Annotated in this window: 25 protein-coding genes, 1 tRNA gene and 3 pseudogenes; 8 read left to right on the top strand and 21 right to left on the bottom strand. The window is 35.4% G+C overall.

All coding sequences use genetic code 11. From position 1 onward, the window contains the following. Window positions 1-5 precede the first annotated feature (5 nt). Together MTQ00_RS00220 and MTQ00_RS00215 are read left to right on the top strand one after the other, a co-directional pair. Window positions 6-773: an MBL fold metallo-hydrolase gene (locus MTQ00_RS00220; protein WP_273647265.1), complete on the top strand. Its 768-nt coding sequence runs from the start codon at window positions 6-8 to the stop codon at window positions 771-773. Between the two features lie 68 nt (window positions 774-841). Continuing rightward, window positions 842-921 (top strand) — tRNA-Leu (locus tag MTQ00_RS00215). Here the strand turns inward: MTQ00_RS00215 and MTQ00_RS00210 are convergent. The 4 genes and pseudogenes from MTQ00_RS00210 to MTQ00_RS22310 form a co-directional block, all read right to left on the bottom strand. Then, window positions 875-2,449 (bottom strand): recombinase family protein, encoded by a 1,575-nt coding sequence (locus MTQ00_RS00210; protein WP_273651037.1) that lies wholly within the window; start codon window positions 2,447-2,449, stop codon window positions 875-877. The two genes, MTQ00_RS00215 and MTQ00_RS00210, sit on opposite strands and share 47 nt — an antisense overlap. Window positions 2,450-2,468: 19 nt before the next feature. Then, window positions 2,469-2,630 (bottom strand): hypothetical protein, encoded by a 162-nt coding sequence (locus MTQ00_RS00205; protein WP_273647264.1) that lies wholly within the window; start codon window positions 2,628-2,630, stop codon window positions 2,469-2,471. Between the two features lie 515 nt (window positions 2,631-3,145). Further along, on the bottom strand, window positions 3,146-3,661 hold the full coding sequence (locus MTQ00_RS22315) for a PDDEXK nuclease domain-containing protein (RefSeq protein WP_442868069.1): 516 nt from the start codon (window positions 3,659-3,661) through the stop codon (window positions 3,146-3,148). An 87-nt stretch (window positions 3,662-3,748) separates the two neighbouring features. Continuing rightward, window positions 3,749-4,098: pseudogene (locus MTQ00_RS22310) on the bottom strand (DUF1016 N-terminal domain-containing protein); the annotation flags it as partial. A gap of 616 nt (window positions 4,099-4,714) precedes the next feature. On the opposite strand from MTQ00_RS22310, the gene MTQ00_RS00190 reads away from it, so the two are divergent. Next, entirely contained in the window at window positions 4,715-5,161 is a 447-nt protein-coding gene (locus MTQ00_RS00190) for a JAB domain-containing protein (protein ID WP_273647260.1), read from the top strand. 252 nt (window positions 5,162-5,413) lie between these two features. Here the strand turns inward: MTQ00_RS00190 and MTQ00_RS00185 are convergent, their stop codons facing one another. The 14 genes from MTQ00_RS00185 to MTQ00_RS00120 form a co-directional block, all read right to left on the bottom strand. Next, on the bottom strand, window positions 5,414-5,866 hold the full coding sequence (locus MTQ00_RS00185; RefSeq protein WP_273647259.1) for a DUF3872 domain-containing protein: 453 nt from the start codon (window positions 5,864-5,866) through the stop codon (window positions 5,414-5,416). A 12-nt stretch (window positions 5,867-5,878) separates the two neighbouring features. Next, window positions 5,879-6,439, bottom strand: coding sequence for a conjugal transfer protein TraO (locus tag MTQ00_RS00180; protein ID WP_273647258.1), 561 nt, complete (start codon window positions 6,437-6,439; stop codon window positions 5,879-5,881). Window position 6,440: 1 nt separating this feature from the next. After that, the gene (gene traN, locus MTQ00_RS00175; protein ID WP_273647257.1) at window positions 6,441-7,343 is read right to left on the bottom strand and encodes a conjugative transposon protein TraN; all 903 of its coding nucleotides are present in this window, start codon (window positions 7,341-7,343) and stop codon (window positions 6,441-6,443) included. Between the two features lie 15 nt (window positions 7,344-7,358). Further along, a complete protein-coding gene (traM, locus tag MTQ00_RS00170; protein WP_273647256.1) occupies window positions 7,359-8,657 on the bottom strand; it encodes a conjugative transposon protein TraM in 1,299 nt (432 codons plus the stop codon). 3 nt (window positions 8,658-8,660) lie between these two features. Then, window positions 8,661-8,939, bottom strand: a complete 279-nt coding sequence (locus MTQ00_RS00165) for a hypothetical protein (RefSeq protein WP_273647255.1) — start codon at window positions 8,937-8,939, stop codon at window positions 8,661-8,663. Window position 8,940: 1 nt separating this feature from the next. Then, entirely contained in the window at window positions 8,941-9,564 is a 624-nt protein-coding gene (gene traK / locus MTQ00_RS00160; protein WP_273647254.1) for a conjugative transposon protein TraK, read from the bottom strand. Window positions 9,565-9,576: 12 nt separating this feature from the next. Continuing rightward, window positions 9,577-10,569, bottom strand: a complete 993-nt coding sequence (traJ, locus tag MTQ00_RS00155) for a conjugative transposon protein TraJ (RefSeq protein ID WP_273647253.1) — start codon at window positions 10,567-10,569, stop codon at window positions 9,577-9,579. Between the two features lies 1 nt (window position 10,570). Beyond that, window positions 10,571-11,176, bottom strand: a complete 606-nt coding sequence (locus MTQ00_RS00150; protein ID WP_442868068.1) for a DUF4141 domain-containing protein — start codon at window positions 11,174-11,176, stop codon at window positions 10,571-10,573. Between the two features lie 47 nt (window positions 11,177-11,223). Next, window positions 11,224-13,734: a TraG family conjugative transposon ATPase gene (locus tag MTQ00_RS00145; RefSeq protein WP_273647251.1), complete on the bottom strand. Its 2,511-nt coding sequence runs from the start codon at window positions 13,732-13,734 to the stop codon at window positions 11,224-11,226. Continuing rightward, complete coding sequence (locus MTQ00_RS00140) at window positions 13,731-14,063, bottom strand: DUF4133 domain-containing protein (protein WP_273647250.1); 333 nt, start codon at window positions 14,061-14,063, stop codon at window positions 13,731-13,733. Before MTQ00_RS00140 ends, MTQ00_RS00145 begins: the two co-directional genes overlap by 4 nt. 9 nt (window positions 14,064-14,072) lie before the next feature. Further along, window positions 14,073-14,378 carry a DUF4134 domain-containing protein gene (locus MTQ00_RS00135; RefSeq protein ID WP_273647249.1) on the bottom strand — a complete coding sequence of 102 codons (306 nt, stop codon included), beginning with the start codon at window positions 14,376-14,378 and terminating at the stop codon, window positions 14,073-14,075. Between the two features lie 190 nt (window positions 14,379-14,568). Further along, on the bottom strand, window positions 14,569-15,192 hold the full coding sequence (locus MTQ00_RS00130) for a hypothetical protein (RefSeq protein ID WP_273647248.1): 624 nt from the start codon (window positions 15,190-15,192) through the stop codon (window positions 14,569-14,571). A 9-nt stretch (window positions 15,193-15,201) separates the two neighbouring features. Next, window positions 15,202-15,597 carry a DUF3408 domain-containing protein gene (locus MTQ00_RS00125; RefSeq protein ID WP_273647247.1) on the bottom strand — a complete coding sequence of 132 codons (396 nt, stop codon included), beginning with the start codon at window positions 15,595-15,597 and terminating at the stop codon, window positions 15,202-15,204. Between the two features lie 4 nt (window positions 15,598-15,601). Continuing rightward, window positions 15,602-16,369 carry a ParA family protein gene (locus MTQ00_RS00120; protein WP_273647246.1) on the bottom strand — a complete coding sequence of 256 codons (768 nt, stop codon included), beginning with the start codon at window positions 16,367-16,369 and terminating at the stop codon, window positions 15,602-15,604. Between the two features lie 626 nt (window positions 16,370-16,995). Between MTQ00_RS00120 and mobA the strand changes: the two genes are divergently transcribed. The 3 genes and pseudogenes from mobA to MTQ00_RS00105 form a co-directional block, all read left to right on the top strand. Then, window positions 16,996-17,430: a conjugal transfer protein MobA gene (mobA, locus tag MTQ00_RS00115; protein WP_273651036.1), complete on the top strand. Its 435-nt coding sequence runs from the start codon at window positions 16,996-16,998 to the stop codon at window positions 17,428-17,430. A 1-nt stretch (window position 17,431) separates the two neighbouring features. Continuing rightward, window positions 17,432-18,703 (top strand): conjugal transfer protein MobB, encoded by a 1,272-nt coding sequence (mobB, locus tag MTQ00_RS00110; protein ID WP_273647245.1) that lies wholly within the window; start codon window positions 17,432-17,434, stop codon window positions 18,701-18,703. A gap of 91 nt (window positions 18,704-18,794) precedes the next feature. Then, a pseudogene (locus tag MTQ00_RS00105) lies at window positions 18,795-19,664 on the top strand (YWFCY domain-containing protein); the annotation flags it as partial. On the opposite strand, the pseudogene MTQ00_RS22305 reads toward MTQ00_RS00105, so the two are convergent. Next, window positions 19,650-19,778 (bottom strand): annotated as a pseudogene (locus MTQ00_RS22305) (helix-turn-helix domain-containing protein); the annotation flags it as partial. The pseudogenes MTQ00_RS00105 and MTQ00_RS22305 sit on opposite strands and share 15 nt — an antisense overlap. Before the next feature lie 564 nt (window positions 19,779-20,342). Between MTQ00_RS22305 and MTQ00_RS00100 the strand changes: the two are divergent. After that, window positions 20,343-20,492 carry a hypothetical protein gene (locus MTQ00_RS00100; RefSeq protein WP_273647244.1) on the top strand — a complete coding sequence of 50 codons (150 nt, stop codon included), beginning with the start codon at window positions 20,343-20,345 and terminating at the stop codon, window positions 20,490-20,492. A 1,481-nt stretch (window positions 20,493-21,973) separates the two neighbouring features. On the opposite strand, the gene MTQ00_RS00095 is transcribed toward MTQ00_RS00100, so the two are convergent. After that, the gene (locus MTQ00_RS00095) at window positions 21,974-23,059 is read right to left on the bottom strand and encodes a hypothetical protein (RefSeq protein WP_273647242.1); all 1,086 of its coding nucleotides are present in this window, start codon (window positions 23,057-23,059) and stop codon (window positions 21,974-21,976) included. A gap of 421 nt (window positions 23,060-23,480) precedes the next feature. After that, window positions 23,481-24,326, bottom strand: a complete 846-nt coding sequence (locus tag MTQ00_RS00090) for an SMP-30/gluconolactonase/LRE family protein (RefSeq protein ID WP_273647240.1) — start codon at window positions 24,324-24,326, stop codon at window positions 23,481-23,483. 347 nt (window positions 24,327-24,673) lie between these two features. Between MTQ00_RS00090 and MTQ00_RS00085 the strand changes: the two genes are divergently transcribed. Further along, window positions 24,674-26,182 carry a helix-turn-helix transcriptional regulator gene (locus MTQ00_RS00085; protein WP_273647239.1) on the top strand — a complete coding sequence of 503 codons (1,509 nt, stop codon included), beginning with the start codon at window positions 24,674-24,676 and terminating at the stop codon, window positions 26,180-26,182. The last annotated feature ends 34 nt before the right edge of the window (window positions 26,183-26,216 follow it).

Genomic DNA, 26,216 nt, shown 5'->3' with positions numbered 1-26,216 from the left:
ACAAAATGAAGTTGAAATTTTTAGGAACAGGTACTTCCCAGGGTGTACCCGTTATTGGCTGCACATGTGAGGTCTGCACTTCGGATAATCCCAAAGACAGCCGCTTACGATCTTCCGTAATGATCACTACAGAAGAAAACCGAAAAATACTCATCGACTGCGGCCCGGATTTCAGGCAGCAGATGTTGGTGAACCACGAAACGACGGTAGATATCGCTTTAATTACGCACGAACATAATGACCACATCATCGGCCTTGATGATATGCGGCCCCTTATCTTCAAAAGCGGCCAGAATATGCCCATATACTGCAATGAAAGAGTAGGAAACGAAATTAAAAACCGTTTTCCTTATGCCTTTGCGGATGTAAGATATCCGGGAGCTCCGGCCTTTGATCTGCACGAAATAAAAAACCAGCCTTTTACCATTCTTGATACGTTGATTACTCCTATTGAAGTCATGCATCATCAGATCGCTATTTTTGGATATAAATTCAAGAAGCTTGCCTATATCACAGATGCAAGCTTTATTTCCGATGTAGAAAAGGAAAAGCTGAAAGATCTTGATGTTTTAATCTTAAATGCGATCAGAAAATTTGATCCCCATCCTGCCCATTTTATAGTTCCGGACACGATAAAGCTGTTTGAAGAGCTTCAACCCAAACAATTATTCCTTACCCATATCAGTCATCATTTAGGATTGCATGATGTTGAAGATAAATTACTTCCGCCCGGAATGCACCTGGCTTACGATGGCCTCGAATTAAATTTTTAAAGAAAAATTGATAAAAAGTTTTCAGATTGTAAGAAAAGTTTCTATATTTGCACACCAATTTAAAGCAAGCCCAGGTGGCGGAATTGGTAGACGCGCTGGTCTCAAACACCAGTTCTTAGGAGTACCGGTTCGATCCCGGTCCTGGGTACAAGACCGGAAAGAGGTGATAATTCACTTTCTTTCCGGTTTTTTTTAGCCCCTAACTCATTGTTTATCTGATATATATAAGAGAGTAAAACATTAGGTCGGGTGGTTCGATAATGATTTTTTGAAAATTGCAATTTTTGGGGAAATATCGAACCAATTATTTTGCGTTTCACGTCAATATCCCCGTCAGTATAGATTTTCGCAAGATCTACCAGGTTCGATAATGCTTGGTCTAGTAGTTTTAAAAAATCTATTTTTTTATTATCTTTTCCTTTAGTTAATTTAGCTTCGAGCTTTTCAATTTGCCCTTTACATTCGGTTTTAATTTCAAAATAATCTTCATCATCAATTACCCCTTCCATCAGTTTATTTCTCGCCTGTTTCAATCTGCTGTTTAAACGGTCTATCTCTAATAGAATTACTTTCCTTTCTTTTTGGGGATTATTAATTAATTTTTCAAAATTTTGTTTCAATACCTTTTTTAAGTAGTTTTTTATAGATGCGCGCATTTCCAATGACTGCAATAGCTCTAAAAATTTTGAATTAATAATCTCAGATTTGTACCGGTATGAACACGGAGACTGGCAATGGTAGTAATAATATTTATTTCCAGAACGTCCCGTAGAAGCACTACCGGTGATCAGATGACCACAATCCGGACAAACTAGGAAACCTCTTAATGGTAAATTATCGTCAGACAATACTTTTACATTGGGTCTGGCTGGATTCACATTTCCATCCATTATACATTGAACTTTTTCGAATAGTTCTTCACTTATCAGAGGTTCGTGAATACTTTTAACAAAATGAGCCTCCTCTTCATTGAATTGCTCCACGTAAATCTTCCCACAATATGCGGTATTGCGTAAACTTGCAAGAAAGGCACTTATCTTAACTGATTTCCCTTCCTTTCTGTTCATCATATCCATTATCTGGCTCGCTGAATATACGCCTTTTGACATTTCGTTAAATGCCCATCTCATGTTAGAAGCTTCTGGTTCCTTCAGAGTTACATACTTTTTTCCGTTCTCCGTTATTTTGTTAGCATAGCCGTAAGGCGCCCTTCCCATTAATCTGCCTTCTTTTTTAGCGCGGCGCATTCCATAATAAGTATTCAAAGCGCGCCTGTCGTTTTCGACTTCTGGCGCAGCAAGATATATAGCCAACATCATTTTATTTTCTGGAATTGAAAGATCTAAAGGTTGCTCAATGGCCTGCGGCTCTACGTTAATTTTCCTAAGTATATTAATCATTTGATAGGCATCACCAGCGTTCCTGCTGAAGCGATCCCATTTTGTAAAAAGCAGTAGATTCGTTTTCGAGCTTTTTTTCTTAAGTGTATCCAGTAATTTAATCCACTCTGGCCTGTTAAAAGTCTTTGCTGAGTAATCTTCATAAATTATTTGGCCTACCTGAATGCTATTGTTTTCACAGTACCGTTTCAATCGCTCCTCCTGATCTCTTTGTGAGTATCCCTTATCTGCTTGCTCATCAGTTGACACACGGATATATAAATCGGCTTTTTTCATATATAAATCTTAGAAAATATTATTGTTCTAAAAAACGCTTTGTAGTAATTGTTGATAGCATTTTTAAAAATTCTATAATCAGTTCCGCTTCTGCTATAGTCAGCTCAATTTTTTCCTCTTCTTTAAAAATTTTGAGAATCTCATCAATGCTAATATTTTTAATTTCAAGTTTCCTTTCCATGACCGATATCTTTTAAATAAAAATATCCGGCGTAATTAATCACAATTAATTGAGGCACTTACTTGCAACACTTGGCTGAGAAGTGCAAATTAATCTTAACATAAAAACGATAGTTTATCGCACTTTTATGTTTACTCAAAAGATACTGCCGAAAGCAGTATTCCACACAAACGCATTAGCAAAGGCTCACTCCCACCCGTAAGTTTGCATTAGCAACAGAATTCATAATTTTGTTATTATTTTAAAGTGGCAGCAAGATTTGTTGCGAAGAAATTCATCATTCTTAGATTCAACTAAAATACAAATAATCAGTTGAATGTTAAAATTGTACAGTATAAATCTAATTATACTTTGTAAAATTTTGTAGGGACGGATTCTGAAATCATATGAAGCAATTATGCATAGTTCCTAATAATGACACCTTGATTGCCTAGTAATAAGAAGACTTATAAAGAACAGTACTGTGTATAAAACATTTTTAGCCATAATTTGAAGCCAAGGGCCTATGAATTCAATTATCCAATTTGCTTTTTAAGCTCCTCCTTACTTGGAAGGATAGCCTTATACTCTTTTGCAAAAATAGTATTGTTGTTTTCTGGAAGTGTAAACTCGATCACTGTTTTGTTCTCTTCTTTGCAAAGAATAATTCCAATGGTAGGGTTCTCTTCTTCCAACTTCACTTTTCTGTCATAATAATTGACATACATCTGCATTTGCCCAATATCCTGATGGGTTAGCTTTCCAATTTTTAGATCAAAAAGTACGAAGCACCTCAATAAACGATTGTAAAACACTAAATCCACAAAGAAACTGTCGCCTTCGAATGTAAATCTGCGTTGTCGCCCTTCAAAGAGAAAGCCCTTTCCTAATTCCAGCATAAAATGCTCTAATTTATTGATGATCCCAGTTTCCAAATCACTTTCGGAATAGCGATTATCTTCTTTTAGATCTAAGAATTCCAAAACATAGTGACTTTTTAAAACATCGGTCGGTTTTTCTATGATCTGTCCTTTCTGGGCTAACTTCTTCACTTCTTTCTCGCTCCTGCTTAATGCCAACCTTTCATATATAGCTGAATTAAATTGTCTTGTAAGCTCTCTAACACTCCAGTTATTCTGGCTCGCCTCTATTTCATAGAAATTTCTCTCATCTGAGTTTTCGATCTTCATTAATTGAATGTAGTGAGACCACGATAATGAGAAAAAAGAATTACGAGACACTGATTCATAAATTACAGCCTCAGCAGAATTACGAGACGCTGTTTCGTATTTTTCAGAAATTCTATTTTGATACATTAAATAAAACTTTCTCATCCACTGCAAATTATCCACAGAATAGCCTCTGCCGAATTCTTTTGTCAATTGTTTACTTAGATTTTTCAAGGTTTCTTTTGCTACCCTGCTCTGTCCTTTCCGTCCTGCTCATTCTCAATGATTACCTTACCTATTTCAAAATAAGTCAATAACATAGCTGTATTGATATTTCGAACAATACTACTTTTAGCATTTTCGATTAACTGCTTTATTGAAATGAAAAGATGTGATGACAATTGACTCATACTTACAAATTTAAAATTATTTCTTTACTAAATATCGCTATTATATGGTGGTAAATATGCCATTTTAAGGATATTAAAAAAAAATTTGCTGCATCTGGCTGTATGTGGCAGTACTTGGCTTTGTGACATAAAAAACACAAAGTAAAAAACTACGTACGACTTCATTAATAATTAAGATTTTCACTATCTGAAACTAAATTTATATCTATTAAATCTGTAAACTATTTTCCATAATAAACCGGTAAAAAGGCAGCTAAGGTATTGTTGCCAGCCAACGCTTTTCCAGCCAAAAGACTACGGCATAAACGGTTTCCTCCCTAAAGGTACCCTCCAATTATTCCGTTTCCTTTTGGTTATTATCCATTGTCAACATTTCATATCTGCTTTCTTTTTTCCAGTTTTTCTTTTGAAAAATATTCTATGACGTCTGAAAGGCTTTAGGAATAAGCTGGAGAAGGGATGGGAAACAAATCTAAAATATAATAGGTACGGGAAACCCAAGTCTCTGCCGTACAAGAGCAATCACATGGATTTTAATATTGTCAATGAAATAAAATTAATCTACTCACGAAAAGGAAACTCTGAGAAATTAATAAGCTGTTCACGCGATGCCGTTGATGTATTTCGTCACTACTTTGACCCTGATGAAATAGATTATAGAGAATCGTTCTTTGCATTATATCTAAATCAGGCAAACAAAGTTTTAGGGATAAAGAAAATATCCGAATCAGGAATTACCTCAACGATAGTTGATGTAAGAATTATTATGCAAGCAGCCCTATTGTGCAATGCAACTGCCATTATAGTAGCACATAATCACCCATCAGGAAATTTAAAACCCTCAGCGGAAGACTTAAAAATTACTCTGAGCATAAAAAGTGCATCAGAATTTTTAAATATTAAATTATTAGATCATTGTATTCTAACTTCAACAGATTATATGTCGTTTGCCGATGAATGCATCTTTGAATAAGTTTTACAATTACTAGAGTAAGCGACAATCCTTCATTGTCGCTTATTTAAAATTCGGCGAAAAGACAATCCGTTCCTTTGGTCGGAAAAGTCTTTTCGCATATTGTAAGGAGTAACCCTATTGAAAAAATTAGCTTACATCAATTTTCTCAAAAAGGTTACACGGACATAGTAAGGTTATATCAGATAACCATAGATGTAAAACAAAAGGCTATTTCATCAGAAATAGCCTGAAATTTTAAATGATGATTTCTTATAAAGTTCCTACACTTTGAGGATTAAACTGGAAATTTACTTCCTGCTTATTACCCATATTATCCGAAATCCAAATATCAAAACTTTGAGAGACTGAAGATTCGGAAGTATAGTATAATCTGAATTCCTTTTTACTTAGCGGATAGAAATCATTAGGAACAAAGGATGGATTGTCAAATAACCGCAAACTTCCGACTCCTTCAGATTGAAAATACCGTAGCGAGTAAGTAGTACCCGCATAATTTCCACTCGGTATAATGCGACATCTGATCTCTACAGTTTCACCTTTAGAAATGTATTTCTGAACAGGCATCACCTCTACCTCAAAAGGAAAATTCTGCTGAATTTCCAAAGTATCCTTCTCACATGATTGTATAAGTAATAAGATTATCACCGGAATGATGAAACACCCTAGCAATAATTTAAATTTATGATCAAGTATATTTTGCATTTTATATTATTTTTAAAAATTACATCTTATTCCAACACCAAATAGGGCTTGTAACTGCGCCGTCTGACTATTTTTCAAATATCGAAGTTGCCCGTTGACCAGGAAAACCAAATGTGGTGTCAGATAGCTTTCGATGGACAACTTACCATTTACCCCATAAATAAAGTGATCTGTTCCGGTAAGCATTGAACCGTCATATAGCAATTCATTGCCTTTATTAACCTGTTCATATCCTGCCAGAACACCAATTCCCATATTAAGATTAACATTTCGCATGAAATCGCCCCATACGTAAAAACTGTAGCCTCCATTAAACAGAAACATTTCTATCGGGATATCGTAGTTGGTATACTCATAATACTTTCTGCTATATTCTGCCAGCCCAAACAGATAATTTCCTTTCTTTCCATAAGAGATAAGCCCTGCTGATAAAACATAATTTTGTTTTTCGGGAGAATTAGGAAATACAGAATAGGATATTTCAAATCCTTTTTGCTTCGGAATCATCTGCTGTGCAAATGACCTTGAACTCATTGTTAAAATGAAAACCACTGCTATCAATAACCTGTTCATCTTAGTTGGTTTTAAAATTTAAACTATTGATCAGTTTCGCGTTGATCAGTTCCCTATTCTCAAGCTGAATTTTTTGATGTCGTCCTCCGTTTCTTTCAAGAACTTCAATCTCCGAAACCTGATCCTCTAACAAAGTAAATTGCTCCAATAAATAAACTCCTATAACATTGGAATGGCGAGTTGCAGTCAAAGAGGGAGAGTAAACTCTGATTGGTTCCAATAACTTATCTTGAATAACAGTTCTCTTTAAGTTCTTCTTATCAACGATCTTAAAGTTGACGATTTCAATTTCGTAAGCGACGTTGCTGCTGTTATCAACCTGTAAGGTAAAGTAGAATTTATTGTCATTCACGTGTAATGCACGGACAGAAAACTGAATACCGAAGCTCTTTGACGCAATATGTTTAATGGTCTTTCGGCTCTTTCGATACAGGTTTTCCATGATCAATTCTGTAAGTGCTGAAGAGCTTCCTTTGAGATCTTCAAAAAGTACATCGGTTGAATATTCCCTCTCAATGCTTCTCTGCATTTTTACAAGATCATAACTGAGGACATCAGGAAATGCGCTATAAAAGACATCGAAACTGTAAAATTTTCCATCTTCTGTAATGACAGAAAAATTGGTTTCCTCTTTAAAATCCCTGACAGCCGACTTAATCCGAAGAACATTTCCGATGGGTTCAGCTTTATTAGCAACCAAAAGATCGCTTCCCAGATCGACATATTTTATTGATGAAGGGAAAATAACATGAGTGGTTTTACTGTAAGTCACCTGCATCCTGAAAGGTTCCAGCTTTGCCCCTTCCAATGAAACATGGGTCATCACGGAATCCTGACCAAATGCTCTGCTTATAAACAGCAGAAACAGAATAATAAGAATATAATGGCTCTTTTGTGTATTCATTTTTAAATTTTTTGATTAATTATTTTTAGGTACCAACAAGACCTGATGGCCTGCTTTTACAGTTACTTTTAGCTGCCGCACCCTTTTTTGAAAATAGCCGGACAACCCTTGTATAACACCCCTGCTTAAATCGGCAGCAACCTGCTGGCCAGCTGATTGGGTCATCATAATGTTGGTACCGGAAGTCTGGCTCATATTGGCAACAACATCACTGACCGCATTTTGCACCGGTGAATATGGAACATATAACCCCAATTGCCCATCATTATCATAGATATTGATTTCTACAGTATAGACGCTGCCCTTATATTGAATGGAGGATATTGTTAACTGAAGTCGCCCACCCTGAAATTTACCTGAAGCGATAAGCAAACTTCCAGGAGGAAGTTCTGTACGCCCTAGCTGCAATGCCTCGATCAGTCTTATGGATAGAGTACTTTCATTGACTATAGTCTTAGTCTCATAGATAATGCCTTTTATCGCATTTTTAGACTGACCTGAAATTACCTTTTCATTTTGAACATTATAAAACCTATTTTGATTCAAACCTGCGACAAAAGCACTGTCTGACGTCTCTCTGTATAATGAGGAAACAATATTGGAATGTGCAGGTCTTACTGAAGTCAGTTCAACTTTCTTTTCAGTAGATTTGTTAGGCTCTTCTTTTGGTGCAGACTCTTCCTGTCTTGGAGTTGTCGGAAGGTATTTGGCTACCATCTGGTACGATTTTTCCATCAGTTCTAACTGATCGTTCATTCCAAGACCTGCTGGAACAGCATTGTTCTGCATCGCTTCATTCTTTAACCTTGAAATTTCTTTCCTCAGATTATTGACTTCCTGATCATCCCGGCCATAGAACGAACTCAAAGTCTGCTGTGCATTACGATAACTGTTCACTGCATTCTGATCGGATTGCTGAAGAGTACTCTTATTAGATGTTAAAGCAGAAGTATTACTATTCGAATTTAAAGTACCCTGGTCATTCCAATAGTCCGCTAAAGTGGTTATCGTATTCCTTTTCTCTTCATTTTTTTGCTCCAACAGCTGTTGCTCATAAGCCTTTTGCTTATCCGACTGCAACTGTCCATCCTTTGCCTGTGGAATAGCAGCATTAAAACCTGCTTCTTCTACTAAAGTATTATTGGATTTTGGTTTAAAAATAAGGTAAAAGCAAGTTGCACAAACGGCAGCCATCAGGAAATAAATAACCGGCTTCTTCACTCTCTCCCATTGGGCTTTCGGATGATTACCCAAGTCATTGGAATTTTGAGGAAGATCATTTTCTGTGATATTAATTTTCTCTGGATCTTTCATGCTCTATTCTTTTGCTGGTGAGTTTACTGTATCATTATGTCCTGAACTTCTTTCTATAGTCTTCTTAGAAATTCCGTCAATATGATTAATATACATGGTATTTCTTCTTTGACCTGTAGAAATAAAGACGTTGACAATAACAATGATGGTTAGCAGAACATAACCACCAAAGAAAACTTTGGTTAACAATCTTTGCTTCGCTATAGGAAGAACCTTCCAATGATTCTCCGTCTTTAAAACATACTGTTCGATTGTATCTCTTAATTTTTTCATTGCGGTCATGTTAGCGTTCAACAGTTTCTACATCTTTGTTTTCAATCACGTTGAATTTTTCTATCGTAAATCCCTGTGGATTGCTGTCAGACCGTACGGAGTTCACCAGTGAGCAGTTCGTTACCAAATTTCTGATGGTAAGAGTACTGGATCTGATAATAAACTGTCTGGCATAAGTTTTTACATCATAAGGATAACTGTCGAAGTTCGCAACAACACTGTCCACTTCAATCCTCTGCTGGATATTACCGGAAATGATCCTGTTATAGTATCCTTTCTCCTGTAGGTCCTTATAGTAGTTGAATGCGGATTGGTCAGACAAATTGAAGGCTCTTTTCACATTACTCTCGATGGCATTTTTATCAGGTGCTATCGTGAAGAACAATTCGTGAAATCTTCTCACATGCTCTCTTGCCTCGACCGGTCTGTTGATCGACATATCCTGTGATAGTGCTACCATCAGGGATTTGCCGTTATCCAGCACATAAATCTTCTGACGCTGCTCTTCAGCAAACTCGTAGGATTTAAATACCACCACGCCCACAACACCAAAACATAACACCACAAAAACGAACGTAAACAATCGAATCTGCTTGAAACTGCTCTCAATATTTCTTAAAGTTTTAAATTCCATAGAACTGTATTTTTATTTTAATAATCTTCCCGAAATATTTCCTGTTGCCGAACCTACTGCTGCTCCAGCAACATTGCTCGACTTCGCAGCAGTTTGGTTCACATTGCGCATAAAATTGCCAGCACCTCCTGCCTGAATTATCCAGCCTGTAACAGTTGGCACTGTAAAGTAGCCAATGATACCGATTACCATATAGATAATATACACGGTATTGGAAGTATCAGGAATAAAAGTGGGGTCTGCGAGCATCTCAATATCCCGTTCTAAAATCAAAGTCTGTATCTTGGCAAGTATAGCACTGAATATATCAGCAACCGGAAGCCATAAATAAACACTAACGTATCTTGTCAACCATTGAGTTAAAGTGGTCTGAAATCCATCCCAGACGGAAATGGCAAAGGCAATGGGTCCCAAGATTGAAAGGACAATCAGAAAAAAGGTTCTGATGGTATCAATAACCAGTGCAGCAGCCTGGAATAGTATTTCTAAAAATTCACGAAAACCATCTCTGATATCTTTCTTAATGGCAAACATCTCTCTTTCAATATACATTCCCGACATGGTAACCAGATCCGAAGGCGACCAACCCAGCTCCTCCAATTTTTTGTCAAACTCTTCGTTGGAAATCAGATAAGCCATCTCTGGATTTCTGAGCATAGCTTCCCTCTCTAAAAGATCCTTTTTCTGCTGCAGGTCATTCATATCCAATACCTGATTTTCCAGCATTGAATGACCTCCCTGAACAATTGGGCTCATAATGCCATTTAATCCTCCTAGAACCAATGTTGAGAAAAACATAATGCAGATGCCAATGGCAAAAGGTCTCAACATGGGAAATAAATCAATAGATTCTGCACGACTCAATGACTGCCACACTTTTAAAGCCACGTAAAACAACGCGCCCAGACCAGCAACTCCTTTTGCCACTGCAGCCATATCAGCACACATGGGCATCATTTCTTCGTAAACGGAACGCAGTACTTCGTGTAAGTTGTTTGGTTCCATTTTACCAGTATTTTTGATTGGAGGTTCCGTAAAGATCTAACACCCTTTGCGTGTTGTTCTGTTTTTTTGCTCTGAGATAACTTACCGAAATATTCTTATTGGTGTAGTACCGTACCAGATTATGATAAGCTTTAACTTCTTTATACACCCGGTCAATAACATCCATTCTTTCCTTATCATTAAGCGAGAGGCCATTTGAAGTAATAATCTCTTTGAGTTCTTTCAGCAGCTCCGTACTTTCCGTAAGAAGAGCAGAATAACCATTGGCAATAGATGCTAATTCCTGCGTATTAAAGTTGGGATCATTTAGCATTTTACCGAAATTATTGACATACATCTCTGAAACGTCACCCACTAAAAGAACGGTTTGCTGAACCTTTCGGGCATCTTTTACCAAATTGTTGACGGCTTTGAGCTTATCGTAATACTCTTTACCCTGCTCGTACACCTTTTTAACCTCATTGAAGTTTTTAACAACGTTGGATACCGTCGATGAAGTCTGTACAATTTCGTTGGCAGAGTTCAAAATACCTGATGCCAGATTAGCAGGGTCAGTTACTACAAATTGTGCTTTGGCAAAGGTGATAGTAGCGAAGAATACCACCATTACTATTTTAATGATTAAATGTTTCATTGTTGTAAAATTTTAATTGATTAATGGTCTTTCGTATTCGATTTGATTCTCTTAAGAGAAATCCGCTTGATGGCATGTTCTACATTACCGTCAAGTTCCAATGCAAGATTCATCACTTCCATCTTTTCTGTTTCTTCAGTGGTATAAGCCAGGTATTCCTCAGTGGACACTTCGGTGGCATAGACTGCAGAGTGCGTTCCGCCGAGTCCAATCCAAACTTCCTTGTACAATCTTCGTGGATCATTATTCATATTAATAGAAAGAACCTGGGATTTTTCTTTATCAGTCAATCCCAGCATGGCCTGAATATCATCAAACTTGTTCATATATTTTCGCTGGTCGAGAAGAATCTTACAGTCCGAATTGTTGATAATACTTTCCTTCACAATCGGTGACTGGATAATATCATCGACTTCCTGAGTAACCACGATAGCCTCTCCGAAAAACTTTCTTACCGTCTTGAATAAATACTTGATGTACTCCGCCATTCCTTCTTTAGCAATCGCTTTCCATGCTTCTTCAATGAGTATTAGTTTTCTGATCCCTTTAAGTCTTCGCATCTTATTGATGAAGACCTCCATAATGATAATCGTAACTATTGGAAAGAGAATTTTATGATCTTTAATGGCATCGATTTCAAAGACGATGAAACGTTTGGATAACAAGTCCAGCTGCTTTTCCGAATTGAGCAAATAGTCGTACTCCCCTCCTCTGTAGTAAGGCTCCAATACATTGAGAAAGTTGGCAATATCAAAGTCTTTTTCCCTGACTTTCTTCTGTTCCAGTATTTTCTGATAATCATCTTTGACATAATCATAGAATCCATTGAAAGACGGATGATGATCATTGGATTTTATCTTTTCAATATATCCGCTGACTGCATTGGACAATGCTACTTCTTCTGAGCGGGTCGGTGGTTCATCATCTCTTTTCCAAAGCGTTAAAATCAAGGTTTTGATACTTTCTCTTTTTTCTATATCAAAGACGCCGTCATCGGTATAGAATGGATTGAAAGCAATGGGATTATCCTCTGTATAGGTAAAATAAACCCCATCCTCACCTTTGGTTTTTCCTTTAATCAATTCACATAATCCCTGGTAGGAATTTCCCGTATCAACTAGAAGGACATGGGCGCCCTGCTCGTAATACTGCCTTACCATGTGATTGGTGAAGAAAGACTTACCACTTCCCGAAGGTCCGAGGATGAACTTGTTTCTATTGGTAATAATCCCCTGCTTCATTGGTAGATCCGAAATATCCAAATGAATCGGCTTTCCTGTCAAACGGTCAGCCATCTTGATCCCAAAAGGGGATGGAGAATCCTGATAGTTTGTTTCTGCGGTGAAAAAACATAATGCTGGTTCTATGAAAGTATAGAAGCTTTCTTCACTTGGGAAGTCCCCCGCATTGCCAGGAATTCCCGCCCAATATAAGGTCGCTGTATCCGTTGTGTTGTGGCGGGGTTTGCATTCCATAAGTGCTAATGCACTTCCTGTATCATTCTTTAACTGCTTTAATTCGTGAGGACTATCAGACCATGACATCACATTGAAGTGGGCACGGACAGACTGCAGTCCATAAGAATGGGCTTCATTCAGATACTTTTCAATCCACTCTTTATTGATCTGATTAGCTCTGCTGTATCTTGCGAGTGAATGCATATTCCTCGCTGATTTTTCAAACTGCCGGAGATTTTCATCACTGTTGTCAATAAACAAATACTGGTTATACATGTGATTGCAGTTGAGTAAAAGTCCCACGGGGGAAGCAAACGACAGCAGGCAATCACTGCTGTCTGTGCTTAACTTTTCATAACGACTGTGCGAGGATACGGTTCCAGGCAAATCCTCGGTGTCAGACAACGTATGCATACTGATACGGTTGTTACCAATCCGCATTTCTTCAGATCCCAACTTAATGTCCTGCAACGACGGATTGGCTTCACGGGATAATGTGAGATACTGTTCCAGTAAACCTGAGCTTTCTGAAGTTCCTGATATCTCATCTTCACTCATCCTTTCGAGATGTATGTAGCCACTGTCATTCATTATCCGCTCCAGCTGGTCAATAGCTTCTAGAAATCGATCGATGACTTCTTTGTCCTTAATCTCTTTTGGAATCAGCTTACCTTTGCACAGAGATGAAAAGTTACTCTGCATACGCATTCTCTCCTTACTGGTTTTCGTGATGAACAGATAGCAATAATGATTTAAAAACGGTCTCTCATTGAAATGCCTTTCAAATGACTTTGACAGAAAACTCTGGTCTTCTTTCGTTAAGTCAGCATTGTAGTTCTCTTTGATAAACCAATCCTGTTTATGTATTACCGTATAGTCAGGAAGCGTTTTAATAGCTTTGAACCATGCGGAGTGCATCGCTTCATACTCAGCGGAAGCAACGGTAAACAGTTCCGAAAGTTTTACTTTAAAGCAAACCGTAACATCAGCGTCCTTTGATATGATACAGCCATTTTCAATCGCAAGCAATGGAAATTTACTTTCCAAAGTTGCTGCCTTGGAAGAATTTCTCATACACATTCTTTTTTAGAGTTAGCTTTCAGATAACGGTAAATACTCTTACGGCTAATGATGTACTTAGGATGCCTTCTGCGAGCACCTAATTTCATTAAGCCATGTTCTCCGTATTTTCCGTTCAGCGCAAAAGTCTGCCAGATGAGAAGTCCACTAATGAATCCCCCCAGAATGAGACAGAGATAAGTATTGACACCAATCATATACATAATCATGACAGAGATCAATACTCCCAGCAAACCACCGACGAAAATAAAAAGGTACTGTGCTTTAAGACCTTTAAATTCTACCGTCCTCCCTATTCCTTTATTGATATGATAGGTGTCCATAATCATGATTTAAAGGAAGAATGAACGAAGAATTGTCGCTGCAACAATTAAGAAGATACATGCTCCAAACCAGCTTGCAGCGGTCTTACTGGTGTCTGGATCACCACTGCTGAACTTGTTGTAAACCTTTACACCGCCGATTAACCCTACTACCGCACCAATGGCATAAATTAATTGGGTAGCGGGTTCAAAATAAGAGGTAACCATCTGTGTTGCCTCATTGATTCCCGCTGAACCATTACCTTGGGCAAAAATTGAATTAAATGTTACCAATGTTAAAATTGCATACAGCAATTTTCTTCTTTGTTTTTCCATTTCTTGAATTTTAATTTGTTGGAACACTGCGCTCTGCAGGTCTCGGAAACAAATTTGTTCTGGAAAAACGAGGTATTTTTTTCTTGTCTTTGAGCGTACCTATTTGGCTTCAGAAGACACCGCTTCTTGTAATAAATGATAGAAAATACCAGATTGATTTCTGCCATTCATCAAAAAAAAGGGAATCTGCCTAAACAAATTCCCCAATATCGAAACCTTTTACATCATCATTATGTCTGGAAGTATCAACGCTCTGATTTTCCGAATTACTTCGTTGTAAGAGCCTGGCAACCTTCAATGAAGCACCTTCCAATGAGTTCTCTAAAAGATTGAAAAGCTCCGTTCCCTCTATTTTCCGAATAATGTTGACTGCTTCTTCATCCAAGGCGGGCTCTGGGACTTCGTCCTGAAGCAACCGCCCCACAGTACTTAATTCCTGAAAGGTAACCCCTGAAGCAAAACCGCTCTCAATTTTTAAATCACGCTCATAGCGCCACTCTTCTTCTTCATCTACCAAGTCAAAACTGCCTGCAAAAAGCTCCTCCAAGTTTTTACTTACAGCAGAGATTGCTACTTCATCAACTTTGGTTTCTGAATCAAAAATACCAGTGCTCTCATTAAGATGCTGATTCTGGCTTTTAAGGCTATCAATTGGCAATGAAAGTCTTTGATCATCTTTTATTTCCCCTATTAAAATCTCAGACCTCTTATTTTTTTTGATGATCTGCTCAAAGTCATTTTGCTTCTTTGACGTTTTTTCAATCAGCAATAGAATGATCACGATTAATAGTCCTATTATGATAATCTGTTCCATACTTGATCATTAAAAAATTGGTCGGTATTTGTTATTGAAATCGTCAGTGATTTCCTTTTCAAACATTTCAAAATGATACGCCAGGATATTATCCAGATAAGCATACAAAGGAATCTGATCATCGGCGATAATCTGGATAATCCGGGAAAGTCGTTCGTGATATTCAGGACGGATATAAATACTTTTATCACCCCGTTTAGTCATCGTATGATGGGTTAGAAACTGCTCGACATAGCTAACATCTGAGGGCTTCTTATTCTTCAGCCTATTTCTTGTTGTACCTTTTTCCGTTGAAGAATCATCAGTTTGCGCAAGAACTTTTTTGTTTGGACTTCCTGCCATAATGGACATCAGATATTGTTCATCAATATCATTATCTTCCTTATTATTTTTTTCATATTCCATACGCTTATAATTTTACAATTCTTAAAAATTCCTCTATAAACTTGTCCACCCTGCATTGAGCTAGCAGCTTAGAATCTGCAGGCAGCAATGTCGAACGGAAAACAGTCTTTGCTAACATTTCTCCTTCTTTCCGAAATCTTTTACTGTCTGCAATTGTTGTTTCCATAAGGTGTAACCCTAAATCTGTAATTACCTTACTGTAATTTTTGTAAAGAATCGATTTTTCTCTTCCATCTACCTGGTTCCAAAACAAATGAATACTCTTAATCCCTGTTTGATTTTCTTTCATCAAAACATTGGTAAGAACATCAGTAAAACTTAACGTACTCTCCAATACTACACGATCCGCAGTAATAGGAGAAAAAATATAATTGACATTCACCAGGGTCCTTAAAATACCTGCCGTATTAACGGTCCCTGGTAAATCTAAAAAGATGACATCGGGTATTATCTCTAAGCCGTTAACATAAGCTTCCATTTCTTCTAAAACCTTACCGGTTTTACTCTGAAAAATGGGATACGCTTTTTTATTGATACTCGTAAACTGTTTGTGGGCCATCTTTTTTAAAGTCTCATTCTGCATCACCATTTTTAGGTCCCGTTCTCGCATTTGTAGTAAACTGTATTGCGGAAAATCGCAGTCAAAAACAGCAACTTGATATCCCTTTTGATAATGAAGAAGACTCGCAATGAGTGTTGTAAAGGTGCTTTTTCCTACTCCTCCTTTTTGAGTTGAAAATGCAACAACTGTGGGTTGTTTTTTTGTTTTCATTTTATTGATTTTTAGTTAAACATATTTGATGGGATGAACGGATGCAGTCTTCTGAGCAGTAATGACTTCAAGCAGGCTATTTGGCTATCGCTAATACTGTATGAGATTCCTGATCGATGTACTGGCTTACATCAGTACTGAATGAATACTGTGTTTCTATCCTGATAGATTGACTATCTTGCTGCTATCTCTCACCAATGATATCCAGACGGCCGGAATGCAAGAATGCAAGAATGCTGGATTTCAAAAGTTCAAGATTTCTGTCAAATCTGCAATTAGGCGCTACTGCCATCCATCTGGTGCAAATAAATACTGTTTATATTTCAATGCTTTTCAATTGGTATTTTTTGTCTTTACTTGTCCGCCTTTGGCCAAATTATCTGTACAGTAAATGTGAGCTGTAGTGGCTTACTTTGTTTGCAAGAGACTGAGGAGTCTTAGGAAATTGTAGCGTTTAATTGAGAGATGGCAATAATCTATTTCACTGAAGAGGTTTCCTTTCACCTGAAAGGGGCAAGTTGTGTTTTAAGCATCTCGAAATAAATTCAGCTGCTTAAAACAACTTGTCCTTGCAGGGGGCAGAATCATCCTCCGAAGTCGGTGTTTTAAAATTAAAATGGAATATGATGGAAGACAGTAACAAAAAACAAAAAAAAACAGGACGACGTCCTAAGATTGATCCGGCAAAGATTCGGTATTCAATCTCTTTTAATGAAGAAGAACATGTCCGCTTTTTAAGTCTCTTTGAGCAATCGGGCATGAAAATTAAAGCCCACTTTATCACTTCATGCATTTTTGAAAATAAGATTAAAACAATAAAAATTGACAAAGGAACCATAGACTTTTATATGCGACTAACATCTTTTCACAGTCAGTTTCGGGCTGTAGGGGGCAATTATAATCAGATTGTTAAGATGTTGTACAGTACCTTTTCTGAAAAAAAAGCAGCCGGACTTTTATATAAACTTGAAAAAAATACCCTTGAAATGGTGGACATATTCAAAAAAGTGATAGAGATTACTGAGGACTTCAATCAGCATTATATAAAAAATACAGACTGATATGATCGCTAAAATTGGACATAGCAGCAATCTTTTTGGCGTATTATCCTATAACAATTTAAAAATAGAACAGGAAAAAGGAGAAATCCTGCTGACCCGTAATATGGTAGAAACACCCAACGGAAAATATTCAGTTAGTCAATTGGTGAAGTCTTTTGAACCTAATTTATTAGTCAATCACAAAACTGAAAAACATACGCTACATATTTCTCTTAATCCTGATCCGAAAGATCAGGTCTCAGATGAACAGTTTAGGCAGATCGCACAGCAATACATGGATGACATGGGATATGGAAATCAGCCTTTCATAGCTTTTAAGCATACGGACATAGAGCGTACCCATATTCATATCGTTTCAGTTTGTGTAGATGAAAATGGGAAAAAGATTTCTGACAAGTTTGAGAAAATTCGATCTATGAAAGTTTGTAGGGAACTAGAGAAAAAATTTGGCTTGGCAGATGCATCAAAAAAAGAAAGTATAAAAAATGATAAAATGTATATGCCTGTCAATTATATGGCCGGAAATATAAAAAGTCAGATCGCATCAGTGATACGACATTTACCGGAACATTATCAGTTTCAGTCATTAGGTGAATACAATGCACTCCTTTCGTTATTTAATATTACGGTGGAAAAAGTCGAAGGGGAATCACATGGTAATCCCTACAAAGGGCTTCTCTATTTTCCCTTAGACAGTCAAGGGAAAAAAGCCGGAAACCCCTTCAAATCTTCCTTATTTGGAAAAAACACAGGAATATCAGCTTTGGAAAGACGATTTGACACCTGCAAAACTGAAATGAAGGACACGATTAAACGTACATTGAAATCTGAAATTATAGATGCTTTGAAAGCGTCAAAAAAAATAGAAAGTTTTAAAAACAGTCTGGTGGAAAAAGGAATTGATACAGTGATTCGCAGAAATGACCAAAGAAGAATTTATGGTATGACTTTTATCGACCACCGTTCCAAAACCGTGTGGAACGGCTCAAAATTGGGAAAAGAATGTTCCGCCAACGTCTTTAATGAATACTGGAACAGACCGCAGCATGAAACGGCTATTACTAATAAACAAATGCCGGTTAATGGTCCCGTCAAAGAATACCACAATCAAACTTTTGATGTACATCCGATATTTGATTTCTCAGACAAGAATGCTTCTGAAATTACAGAAGCATTTGGCGGACTTTTGCCCGAGGTACAAAATGTAGAATACAATGAAACCGAATTTGAATCCCGAATGAGAAAAAAGAGGAAACAAAAAAGAAACAAATAAGCACTTACACGGCCATATCATTATTTTAAAAGCCATTTTTTTACACTACACCTAATCCCATCTACTTTTCCTCTGCACTAAAAATATAAAAATGCAGGGAGAAGACGATGTAAGAGGTCTTGCCAAAATTATGGCATTTATGAGGGCAACGAGTATCATTATCACGTTGATGAATATGTACTGGTTTTGTTATAGCTTTTTTGAGGAACGGGGCTGGACACTGGCGATTATTAATAAAATACTGTATAATTTCAATCGGACAGCCGGTCTTTTTTCACATCCAATCAATTCAAAGCTCTTTTCTTTTGTACTGCTCGCTCTGAGCTGTCTTGGGACCAAAGGAGTTAAAAATGAGAAAATAACATGGTCTAAAATATCTATAGTCTTAACCATTGGAATTCTTTTATATTTCTTTTCAGCATTGCTGTTAAAGCTATCATTATCAATTGCTGTATTTCTATATATTTTTCTGACAGCCTGCGGATATATTCTTTTGATGATGGCCGGTGTCTGGATGAGTCGTCTTTTAAAAAACAATTTGATGCATGATGTGTTCAACAATGAAAATGAAAGTTTCCGGCAGGAAAGAAAACTTCTTCAAAATGAATACTCAATCAACCTGCCTACCAGATTTTATTATAGAGGTAAGTGGAACAGTGGCTGGATCAATGTTGTTAACCCGTTCCGTGCAACGATTGTATTAGGTACCCCAGGGTCAGGAAAGTCATTCGCCGTTGTCAACAATTATATCAGGCAGCATATCGAAAAAGGCTTCGCCATGTACATTTACGACTTTAAGTTCGATGATCTTTCTACCATTGCTTATAATCATCTGTTATTGTATTCAGACGCTTATCAAATAAAACCGAAGTTCTATATCATCAATTTTGATGATCCAGGGAAAAGCCACAGATGTAATCCGTTAAACCCCAATTTTATGACCGATATCCAGAAGCTGTTCGCCGTCTATTTCAATAAATTTCGACTGGTTCTTGAGCATCTGTTCTTTCAGTAGGTCAAATCTTTCCATGATTCTCTCCATCCAGGCTATAAATTCTGTTTTTTCGATATTCATAACTGTGATTTTTATGATTGCTGGTGATGTAAAATTGGACAACAGAAATCATATAAAATCACTACTTTTTCGTAGTAACGAAAAGATTTATTTTATTAGCAGTAAATCTTTTATAAAAAAAATCGATATTTATAGTAAAATAATAAAGACTGTGGACATAGCCGAACAGCTTTTTGGAAATGGTGCTGAAAGATTTCAGACTGTGTTGAAATTAAAATAGCAGAACTTAATTGAAACTTAAAGATTTGACGAGGAGCAATTGGGCTTCTAGCTAATAGACCAGGTTTTGAACGGCTATTTACTAACTGGATAAAGAACTCAATTCACCATATTTTGACTATGTTTTAGTTATGATGTTTCACGGTGGAGACGATTTCAACATCAAGACCAAGCAGGATATTATACTTACTTGTGCAAGGAGCATGGGATAGACGTAGAGGTTTTACTGATACAAGTAATCAAAAGATGGAGCAGAATTATTAATTACAGATTGTATTAATTTGTTCATCCAAAGTAACTGTCCCGGAGTGAGCTTTACACTAAAAAGACTGCACAACAAAAATAATGACAAAACCTTTTTCATACATTGGTGTTATTAACCATTTAGAAGATGCTGTATCAAAAGGATTTTCCTTTGCTCCCATAAAAACAGATCCTATCCTTTTATACATCATTGGCTTCGGTCTATGTTATTATTCTTATGTAAAGGTATAATACATAAAAATACATTTTTTATGGGTTCCAATAATATAAAAACACCACCTCTTTAAGGTGGTATTATGCTATTGTTTTGTTAAAATAATTTCCTTTGGTATTGGTTCTGGCCTTTGATCTCCCGGTTTACCATAATAGAAGCAATCAGGCTCTATTAAATCACTAGTCTCTGCAAATTTTAATTTTAATTGCGTTTTTGTGGTATTTGTAAATTCAATAATTAAACCTCCGCTCTTTAAGCATAAATCAGGATCAATATACTATAAAACATACTTTCCACTGGGTGATATTTTAACTCCCTTAATTTTAGATTGAGTATCCGAAACATTTAAATTATCAAATAAAATGTTTCCATTAGAATCTTTAACTTGAAACTTTCCAATTAATATATCTTGATAATATGGATTGTTTTGTAGATGAGTAAAATAATATTTTATTTTTTTTTAAATTAATTAGAAAGGTTTTATTTTTCCAAGTTCCTTTCCACGAGCCTTCAAATGCAGGAAGTTGTAAATCGTCAGCAAAAAGTGGACATTTGATATTAAAAAGTTAAGGTAGTATTTATAATGAATACACTTATATACTCTTGGCATGTAGATAAAAAGGCTTCCTGTATTCCTCTCTTCTCCGTAAATAATAGTATTATCAACCTTAGCTGATATATAGATATATCTTTAAAAAGAATCTTTGTATTATAAAAATATTTAAATTTGTTTAATAGCCATCAAATCTTAATTATCATATATACAGTTAAGAGTGACCAAAAATATTAATATTGCACATTATACCTTGCATATTTCATCTTTAATTTAAAAAATATAAAAATGAAAAGAAGAACATTGCTTTTAGTATTTTTTTCCGCTTTTGTATAATTCTCAAATTGAACTTAATACTACCCATCTTCACTTTTTATTTATTTAGATATTGACGCAAATTAGTTAGATCCTTGATAATATTAAGTCATCAATATAGCCAGTACAAAATAATGCATAAAACTTATTAACTAAGGATTATTGGCTTAGATATGGTACAACAGAGAAAGTATTATCAACATACCACTTACCGGTTACACTTTTGTGATTGTTCCACGGTGTTGAGCATAGTTATGGTCCCTTATTACCATTTGATAAGTTACACCATTATATGTAATCAATTACATTGATTGTAATATCTGGAATGCTATTTAAAACTTTAAATTTACCATGCTTAATCCATAGTAGTAAAAAATAAATAGAATTATCCTTACTTTAGTAAGCTTTCAAGCAAGCTTTTATCATTGAACGCGCTATTAATTTTTACGATGCATTTTCTATCTTTCGCTTTGAGAAACATGACCATTTACTATATCCTTCGTTATAATAAAAGTTTCCTTTTCTCTATTTAGTAATATCTACACCCGCCCATCCTTTGTCAGACAAGCATATTAAAACACATAATCAATAGTGATTCAACTATTTAAAATTCTTCTGACTATCATACAACTAATTTCTAAAAAACCTCATAAACATGTAGTCTCCTACTGCTCCTACTTCAGAAGCATAAAACATTCGGGTAGAAAGATTATAGGATTTAACCGTTGTACCATCAGCAGGGGATGGATCATAGGTGTCTAACTGCATGATTGTTCCCTCAGAGTTTTGAGATCCATAACTATAGGTTTCTACCCAAACATTGGGTTGTAATGTATATGGACCATCATAAGTTGTACTAGAATTACTAGTATGTCCCCAAACGGCAAAATAATAAGCATAAATTGGATGGCTACCTATATTCCTGAAGGAAATCGTTCCAGCAGTATTTGTTCCATTATATCTAACTTGAAGATTTCCTAATTGTATAACAGAATTTGTAGCTGTACTTGCATTAATAAAGCCCTGATAATTTACACTTGATCCACTTTGAGTGCCAGTTGTTTGATTGGTTTTATACCATTTTGTACCATCGTTATAGTATATTCCAGGAGTTACATCATTAGGAGATACTCCGGCAGAAGCTGTATTGTATACTAACATTCCTGCAGTATGTGAAGATAAAGGAGCACTGGCATTCGTACCTGTAAGAGCAATTCGAGGCATTAAAAACCCTTTATTTGGTGCAGATGTGTCAAGGATAGCATCATTGTTGGGAGCTGTGGTTCCAATTCCCACGTTTCCGGGACCACTAAATCTTAAAGTATTGCCTCCTAAATCTACATTTCTATTACCTGTAAGGCTTCCGTCGGTTGTATAAATATTAGCACCCGATGATCCGCCACCGCCGGCAAACTTTTGCCATGTACTGCCTTCAAAATAATAATAACCTGTTGTATTGATATTAACCGCTTGCCCTGTTGCCGTTCCTGTAGAAGCATCATTTACATAAATAAACGTTCCATTTTGAACTCCCACCATAGTCGAAGCTTTTAATCGGTCAACCCTAGGAGCAATAATTCCATCAACACTTGTTGTAGATGTATTTTTAGCAACGACATCTAAGGTAGCCCCTGGTGATGTTGTATTAACACCAACTTGTGCATTTAAAAATGAAATCCCTCCAAGGATTCCAAATAAAAAGGTCTTGTTTTTCATTTGAATAGTTTTAAGTTAATATTTTCTCAAATAATGTAATTTGGATTTGTTAAGCTACTAGGTAATATTAAAAAGCATATTTTATTAGGAAAACAGGCGAAGGAGGAGTATAATTTTGTGTTTTTAGAATCATTTTCTTGGATTCGCCCGTTCCCTAATTAAGCATTCATCAATATAATTATTTAGAATATTGTAACTCAACATTCAATGTCTGCTTATAATCCTTGCCAAAAGTAAAAACTATTAATTTAAATCTAAAAAATATAAGTATCACATTAATATCACTAATACAATTTTATTAAAATTTTTCATCATACATATAATAATCAAACCTTATTACATGTAGCAGTACAACTGAATTTAACCAATACATTAGAACTACAGATATCCATTAATGAATCAATACCAATATTTTAAGTATCTATAAATGAAGTACTTGTATAGTATTTTTATACATACAAGCAATAAGAATACGATTGTTTACTTTATCATAGGCAATATCAGCCATTCCATTTTCATTTTCCATCAAAACGCTTATAGATTTTTTATCGGAGCCCAATTTCAATATCCGGGAAGATTTCCAATCATTCGACCATGAAGAGACATAGATATTATCATTCTTGTCAATTATTATTCCATCTAAATTTGAGAAAGGTATTGCTATCTTATCTTCTATTTTTCTACTCTTGGGATCTAAAATATATATTGCATTATTAGTTTCATTAGTTGTACATATATAAAGAAGTTTTGTTTTCAAATCATAAAAAAGACCATTAGGAGTTAAAATATTATTTTCTTTTAATAACGGATTAAAAGAACCGGAAACAATATTAACTTCATATACTTGATTAGCTCCTCTATCAGTCACATAAACCACCCCTCGTTCATCAACTTCAATATCATTCAACTGTATGGCACCTGGTATTGATATTGTTTTAATCAGTTTATAACTTTTTGCATCATATAATGCTACTTCATCAGACAATCCATTTTCTTTTGTATTATCTTGGTCAATAGCACATATAATATATTTTCCATAGCGTTTAATTCCCAAATATTGTCCTTTTCCTTCCTTTTTCACCTCAGTTGTTTTCTTTTTAGAATCAACAACAATAAAACCTCCAGAGCTTCCTCCAATATTGGATATATAATAAGTTTCTGTATTAGGATCAAAATCAACACTTTCCGGTTTGTTAAGAATTTGACCATAAGAATATTGAAATAATAAATGTAATGTTACCCATGTAACAGCTAAACGAAAACACATATCTTAATTTTTTTTACAAAAATCCACATTTATAAAAACATGTAAATTATCACATGAATATCTCTTTTCATTAAAGTATTTTAAACTTTCTCAAACTGTTTTCAAGAACATTTTAAAATATCCTATTACTCTCATAATTATTATTGTACATAAACAAGAATATTATTAATTTTATCATCATTGTACTGTTATTTGTAAATACGAGATATCACATATATATCACTTTTAACCAAACGTCATAAAGTATTTTTTGATATTTCTATTTTTGCTGGCCTAAATTCATACTGTTCGTATAACTTATTAGAAGGTATGATATATAGAACTAATTATCACTATAATTTGTACACATGAAAAAAATTCCATATTGTTTTTTGCTATTATGCATTTTTGTAAATCTTCATAGCCAAGAAATTGATCCCCATTTAGTAACTCAGCGAGCTTCTACTAATGAAACAAAAGAAATTAAGCGTTTTTTAGCTCTATCTAAAAAGCAATACGAGGAAATGGATTTTAAAGCCAGCCAAAAAAGTGCCAATAAAGCCTTACTAAAAAGCCAAAAAATCCATTACTCTTATGGCATCGCATACAGCAATTTTTATATTGCCCAATCCCTTTTTGACATCGGGAAACCAAATATTGCTCTACAATATTTATTAGCGGCAGAAAAAGAAGAGTATTCCCAGGAGAGCCCAATATTAATGTCTGATATTTATATAAAAAGGAGTAATATATATAGCTCTCTAATGATGCCTGGAAAGGCAGTTGAGATACAAAAACAAGGTTTTAAATTTATAAACAAAATTAAAGATAAAAAAAGCATAGTTCTACAAGAAATTAAAGCATATAATAATTTGGTTTATTTATATCTTGCTGAAAATAATCAGGATTCTATTCGGTTTTACTTAGCAAAAACTAAACATAATATTAATATCATAGGTGAGTCCAGGGTGCCAACAGAAGAAATTACTACAAATTATAATTTAATTGGAATATCCCAACTTTCAAATAAACACTATGACTCAGTAGAATACTGCTTAAAGAAGTCTCTGAAAATTGCAAAAGCCAGAAAATTCAAAAGTACAAACTTCACTTATTTAATTTGGGGAGATATGAAAAAGGAAATGAATCAACCTGATTCAGCGTTATACTACTATACAACAGCATTAAAAAATACTCAAGAGCTACGGCTCACAAAGGCATATCCCTTTATTTATCATCGCATTGCTGATGTTTATCAATCAAAAGGAAATATGGAAAAATCCAATGAATTTAATGCTAAAATTATAGATTTTCAGGATAAATCTATAAAACAGATTTCAAATAATCAGGAAGAGGCTGTTGAAAATTTAATTACCGATGAAAAAACGAAATCAAAAACCCATATAACTCAATATCTCATCTGGTTTGTATTATTAACTCTCATTATTTCGATCTTAATTTTTTATTATTTTACAGGACGACAACGTTTAATAAAAAACAAAATTAACATTCAAAATAGTATAATAGCAGAGAAAGAAGAAAAAAATTTATCACTAGAGCAGAAAATAAATGAAGCATTTGATGAAGTAATAAGGCTAGCCAAAGAAAATAGCACGGAGTTTATCAAACGATTTGATGAAGTATACCCAACAGTTATTCCTACTCTACTAAAAATAGATCCCAAACTTCAGACCCGGGAGCTTACATTTTGTGGATACCTATACTTAAATTTTTCAACTAAAGAAATTGCGCAGTACACTTTTGTCACTCCTAGAGCTGTTCAGCTTAGGAAAAACAGACTCCGTAAGAAGCTTAATATTCCTTCTGATCAGGATATTTATTTATGGATGAAAAACAAGGCAATGGATCATAATTAAACAACATTATAAATAATATATTGGTTTACAAATC

Origin of the sequence: Chryseobacterium sp. B21-037, from assembly GCF_028570785.1 — a bacterium.
Classification (GTDB): Bacteria; Bacteroidota; Bacteroidia; order Flavobacteriales; family Weeksellaceae; genus Chryseobacterium; species Chryseobacterium proteolyticum.
The sequence above is the reverse complement of the archived record's forward strand: the minus strand, read 5'-3'. Positions and strand labels throughout refer to the sequence as shown.